Source organism: Mycobacterium sp. KBS0706 (genome assembly GCF_005938675.2).
Lineage (GTDB): Bacteria > Pseudomonadota > Alphaproteobacteria > DSM-16000 > Inquilinaceae > Inquilinus.
In genome coordinates, this window is the sequence record NZ_VCCH02000205.1 from 1 (window position 1) to 5,125 (window position 5,125).

General features: G+C 64.2%; 6 protein-coding genes. 2 read left to right on the plus strand and 4 right to left on the minus strand.

The genetic code is table 11. The features are described 5' to 3' along the window. Positions 1-458: 458 nt before the first annotated feature. Complete coding sequence (locus FFK22_RS40880; protein WP_138893543.1) at positions 459-1,007, minus strand: hypothetical protein; 549 nt, start codon at positions 1,005-1,007, stop codon at positions 459-461. On the opposite strand from FFK22_RS40880, the gene FFK22_RS40885 reads away from it, so the two are divergent. After that, positions 1,006-1,497: a hypothetical protein gene (locus FFK22_RS40885; RefSeq protein WP_138893542.1), complete on the plus strand. Its 492-nt coding sequence runs from the start codon at positions 1,006-1,008 to the stop codon at positions 1,495-1,497. The genes FFK22_RS40880 and FFK22_RS40885 overlap by 2 nt on opposite strands. Positions 1,498-1,600: 103 nt before the next feature. Here the strand turns inward: FFK22_RS40885 and FFK22_RS40890 are convergent, their stop codons facing one another. From FFK22_RS40890 to FFK22_RS40900, 3 genes are all read right to left on the minus strand, one after another. Then, a complete protein-coding gene (locus FFK22_RS40890; RefSeq protein ID WP_138893541.1) occupies positions 1,601-2,017 on the minus strand; it encodes a phasin family protein in 417 nt (138 codons plus the stop codon). Between the two features lie 276 nt (positions 2,018-2,293). Then, a complete protein-coding gene (locus tag FFK22_RS40895; RefSeq protein ID WP_138893540.1) occupies positions 2,294-3,505 on the minus strand; it encodes a polyhydroxyalkanoate depolymerase in 1,212 nt (403 codons plus the stop codon). Positions 3,506-3,518: 13 nt separating this feature from the next. Next, entirely contained in the window at positions 3,519-4,310 is a 792-nt protein-coding gene (locus FFK22_RS40900) for a hypothetical protein (RefSeq protein WP_138893539.1), read from the minus strand. Positions 4,311-4,714: 404 nt separating this feature from the next. On the opposite strand from FFK22_RS40900, the gene FFK22_RS40905 reads away from it, so the two are divergent. Further along, complete coding sequence (locus FFK22_RS40905; protein ID WP_138893538.1) at positions 4,715-5,008, plus strand: hypothetical protein; 294 nt, start codon at positions 4,715-4,717, stop codon at positions 5,006-5,008. Positions 5,009-5,125 lie beyond the last annotated feature (117 nt).

A 5,125-nucleotide genomic window follows, 5' to 3' on the forward strand; every position in this document is an offset into this window, starting at 1 on the left:
AAGAGATCCCGGTCTTACGTCGATTCACATCAATGGCGCACTCCGGACATGCCAGCCTTTCGGAGAGCTGCCTCACGCAGGTCGATGCGGCCGTCCGCCACGCGAGGCTTCGATCGTAGCGACCGGGTCGCCGGCGCCAATGAAAGCGCGGTTCATTTTATCAGACATGTTACGGGGCGCAGTCGGGAACAAATTCCGAGCAGGTGTCGACGTGGTTGTACGGCCGCGCGGCCGACTCGATCGTCAGCGACCGTGTCCTCCGCCGCCAAAGCCACCATGACCAAAACCATCATGGTCGAACGCGCCGTGGTGTAGATCGGAGTGGGGTCTCGGCGCCGATTGGCGCAGCAAGTTGCGGATCTTGCACGACATTAAGGGGTCACGACCCGGCGCCTAGTCACAGCTTGGGAATCCGACTGAAGTACTAATTCTAAATCGGCATGGGTCTCGGTGGCGATTCACAAATCGTCAATTCCGCTTTGATTGGAGCATCGGAGGTGTGCCTTGGGCTTGCCGGCGGGTGCCCGAGCGTTGGCGCCATTCCAGCAGGCCCGCCACTGACGATAGGCCTCGCCGTATTCGCTCGCCGGGCTGGTCTCGTTGCCGAAACGGTCGCGGAACGGGTTGATCACGCGGTTGCCGCCATGGTCGAACCCGTCCTCCGTCGCCGCAGGACCAAAGCTCTCAGCGACGGCATCGTTGCGGAGCCCGCGGAGAAGGGCAAAGGCGTCGAGGCTGCACAGCCCGAGCCACTCGTCGAGGTCCGATGGGACCAGGCAGAGCCGGCGCGGACAACGCCAGCGGCCCAGCACGTCCCAAACGAGGGGTGCGGGATCGTCTTCGGCTTCGTGCGGTCGGCCGATGACATGGAGATCGACGCAATCCGCAAAGCAACCGGTCAGCTGCAACCGCCCGGCCCCGATGTGCGCGATTGTCAGCCCCAGCCGTTGGAAATCCTCCAGCGCAGGCTCGGCCGGATTCCGAGCCATAAACGGCGGCAGGATCATGCCCTGGCGTGCATCCGGCCTCGAGCTGCTGGTCGAGACCAGGCGAAGCGTTCTATCGACCATTGAACCCTCCAATGCGGCATGGGGCGCGGTCGCTGACCGCAGCGACGATCAGGTCGATGTTCTCAAGGACGAGGCAGATCTGCTCAAAGCAACCACTGCAGCAGCCCCTGCCTGCCCCGCAGAACCGTCGCGCTCATCTCCGGATGTCGTGACACCGCCGGCCGGGCTGGAGTGCCGCGACAGATGCGGCCTGTGGCCGCGCAGCAACCGCGTCAGTCAGGCTGGCCGGACGGCGACGCAGAGCGCTCGACACCATAATGCGCACGCAGGGGCCACGACCGACCGCGGCTCGATCATGAAATATCGCGCGATCATCTCGTCCGGCAGGCCGAGATCGACCAACGCCGCAAGGGCGGCGCCGCTGATCGGCCAGGCCCCGCCGACGAAGCAACCTTTCCGCGACAGCGCGTGGCGAACGCCTTCGTGATGCGCAGACATGGGCGCTCCTCCCTGGACTCGCACAGTTATGTGCGTGCGGATACGCCGCGGACGGCGCGACGCTGGTCGTCGGGCTCTGTTCCGGGAGCGGCCTACTCTGCGGCGATGCTCGTGCGGGTGGCCTTCCCACTCCCTTGGGGCGCGCCTTGCGCCAAAGAGGACTGTGCCGTTTCATACAATGACGACACGCCGCTGGCCGCTGCGCGCCGCGCGATCTCGGCGAGCCTGCCGCTTTCGTCGAGATAGGCCCGCAGCGAGGCCGTGGCCCAATCCTGCTGCAGCTTGATCACGTCCGCGATATTCCGGGATCCGGCGATCGACTTGTGGAAGTCGAGGTCCTCGCGCAGCCGCGCGCTGACGAAGCCGACCACCTCCTCCTGCCATTCCAGGCTGGCCTGCACATAGGGCTTTCCGGCCTGGACGACGGCGTTCGTCGCCGAGCTGGTGAATGGGAACAGTGCAGAAAGGGCTGCTGCAATGCCGGCCGCGGTGTCGTCCTGCTTGCTCATGGTTGGCCTCCAAATCGGAATCTGTTGAATGAAAGTCGAGCCGCCACGCTTCGAGCGCCCCTCAGGGCCCCGACAGTATGAGACGATTTCCGCAAGTGTTTCGTATTTTGGGCGACCTAGACGGCGCCAGCCGAATGAAAAAAATCCTGCCGCCTATAGTATTTTGAGTCAACACACAATTGTTCTTTCGGCCGATGACAACGATATCAAACGGAAGTATCGAGCAATTGCCCACGATATTATGTAGTATTTTTGTTATTCGCGGCTCGCGACGGATCAGTCGGTCGACCGGATGAAATCGCGGATCGCCGGATAGATCCGGCTCTCCCAGCGGCGTCCGCTGAACACGCCATAGTGCCCGACGGCGGCCTGCAGACGGCGCTTCATCTCCGGATGAAGACCGGAACAGAGCGCGTGGGCGGCGGCGGTCTGGCCAGGGGCGCAGATCTCGTCGCGTTTGCCTTCGACGGTCAGCAGCGCGGTTCGGCGGATCGCCCGAGGATCGACGCGCTCGCCGCGGAAAGTCAGTGCCCCGGTCGCCAGCGACGCCTCCTGGAACACCTTGCGAACGGTATCGAGATAGAATTCCGCCGGCAGATCGGCGACCGAAAAATACTCGTCGTAGAACGCCTTGATCGTCGCTGCCTTCTCCGCCTCGCCCCGGGCCAGATGGCCGTAGAGATCGCGATGCGCCCGCAGGTGCCGGCCGATGTCGAGCTGCATGAAGGCGAGGAGCTGGGCGAAGCCGGGATAGACCTTCCGCCCTGCACCCCGGTGAGGTCCGGGGACGGTGGCGATCAAGGTTCTCTCGAACCAGTCGAGTGGCTTGCCGGTCGCGAGTTCGTTCACCTTCGTCGGGTTGACCCGCGCATCGACCGGGCCGGCCATCAGGGTCATGCTCCGTGGCTGGGCGGTATGGCCGGCCGCCGCCATCACCGCCGCGGCCGCAAGCACCTCGACGCAAGGTTGACAGACTGCCACGACATGAGCGCCGGGGCCGACCAGCTCGAGGAACCGGATGACATGCTCGACCTGGTCGTCGAAGCCGAAGGATCCGTCCGACACAGCGACGTCGCGGGCGTTGTGCCAGTCGGTGATGAACACGTCGTGCTCGGCCAGCAGCGTGCGCACGGTAGGCCGGAGAAGGGTGGCGAAATGGCCGGACAGCGGCGCCACGATCAGCACCCGGGGCTGGACCGCTTCGACATCCTTGCGGAAGTGAAGGAGCGTGCCGAACGGCGTGGCCGCGACGGGCGCCTCGACAATGGCTGCCTCCCTGTCGCCGACGGCAACCCGATCGATGCCGAAGGCTGGCCGGGCGTGGCTCAATTCGCTCCGCGACAACAGCTCCCACGCGGCAGCTGCTGGTCGTAGTCCGAAGGGATCGGCGGTGCCGGCCGCGGACCACAATGCGAGGTGGGCCGCCTGTGCCATCGCGCGGATCGGTGCGCAGAATTCAAAATACGATTGATAGGCGGAATACAGCACGCCTTCACGGCTTTCAAAAATCCTCGGAAAGGCTAGAGCGTGCGCGGTTCGCCGGCGAGATGGTGGATGGGGCAGCGTCCATAAGCCAAACGACGTCGGTGGGGCGCCGAAACAGGTATGTCCGTGTAGCGAGCGGAAATGCGGCTAGCGGCCTCCCAGGGTCGACGGAGCACTCGGGGAAGGCCATTGTGCCTGAAAGCCCCTCATTCGACCCTGAAAGGCCGTGCCCAGCCTCTCCACGTGGAACGAGACGGTCAAGACGCCCTGGATATCGACGCTGTGACCTGACTTCGCCGCAGGCGGTGCCCTTCCCACCGGCGATCACGATCCTCGCCGCGGCCGGGCCGACCATGCCAGTGGCGATGCTGGCCAAACCGTGGAACGCCACCATCAGCGGGTATCCGAGCGGCGCGCGGATCCCGGCCGGACCCGACAGCAGCTGAGGGACGAACACCGTCTCGACGGAAACAATCGTTGCGATGGCAAACAGGCCGCGCGTCACGATGCGCTCCGTCGGCCATCGGCCGGTCATCAGCCAGCCGGAGAGCACATGTCCGAGGGCAAAGCCGCCCAGGGCCGTCGCAATCACGGCGGCCCACGCGTCGATGCCGGAACCGATGGCGGGCGCGTAGCGCCGCGCGGCCACGATTTCGAGAGCCATACCCACAAATGCTGCAAAGAAGAGTGCGGCACGTGCGACACGATCCGACATCGGCTCATCGCTCATGACGGTTGGGCTGGGCTGGTGTTCGGCATCAATGTCCTTCTCGCCCCTGTCTGCTGCAAGGCATGGCACCAAGGTCACCGCTGGACCAGCCGCCTCGTCGTTCGCGGTTCAGCCCGGGGATCGGCACACGAGCCTACCAGCGGGCCACCACGCACGGCATGATTTCTGCGCGGTCGGAAGATGAATAGGCGCCCAGATCTCACATCGGTCGCGGTGCTTTTGCGATTTTCATTTTCGGCTGAACAAATATTCGATTGATCACTCCTAGGTTTATCCACCTGATGCGCGCACAGTCGCGCATGTGTATGATGATATAAGGCGATTTTTTGCATTGCGCTCTATCCCTAGGGACCTGCTTTTCTGGATGAATTCTTGATCAACCGTCCGGGAACGAATGGCGGCTCATGTGGATCGCAGGCGCCCTGAGTTTCGCCAACGCTGAGCGGTCGCGTGATTACCGGCCGCCCAGCCGTGAGGCTGCAATGGTGACCAAGGCAAATGGGGACGACGGCACCGCGACCGCCGAGCAGATCCTTCTCGGCGGCGTGATCGCAGAAGCCACCGCAGACGCGATGGCGAAGGGCATGTCACTCGATGATGTTTTCGAGACGCTGTCAGCGTGTCTCGGCGTCGCGGCCGAGGGATTGAGCGCTCAGTCGGCAGACGCCGTATTGGCCTCCTCGGCGATGCTCGCCAGCCATGGGCTCGCCCTGAACGGCGCGATTCCCCTCGGATCGAGGCTCCGGATGGTTTCCCTGCACTGGGTATCCACCTGAACGTCGTCACGGTGCAAATCGGCACGGGGACCCCGACGCCATTCACAGTCGGGAACTCTGTTCGGAGCTGACGGCCGCAGCGGCCTGCCGGGCAGGAGTGTAAATCGGCATGGGGTC

Coding starts and splice junctions, on each gene's coding strand:
- FFK22_RS40885 (WP_138893542.1), top strand. CDS start 1,006: ATGCCCTGGCGTGCATCCGGCCTCGAGCTGCTGGTCGAGACCAGGCGA.
- FFK22_RS40880 (WP_138893543.1), bottom strand. CDS start 1,007: ATGATCCTGCCGCCGTTTATGGCTCGGAATCCGGCCGAGCCTGCGCTG.
- FFK22_RS40890 (WP_138893541.1), bottom strand. CDS start 2,017: ATGAGCAAGCAGGACGACACCGCGGCCGGCATTGCAGCAGCCCTTTCT.
- FFK22_RS40905 (WP_138893538.1), top strand. CDS start 4,715: ATGGTGACCAAGGCAAATGGGGACGACGGCACCGCGACCGCCGAGCAG.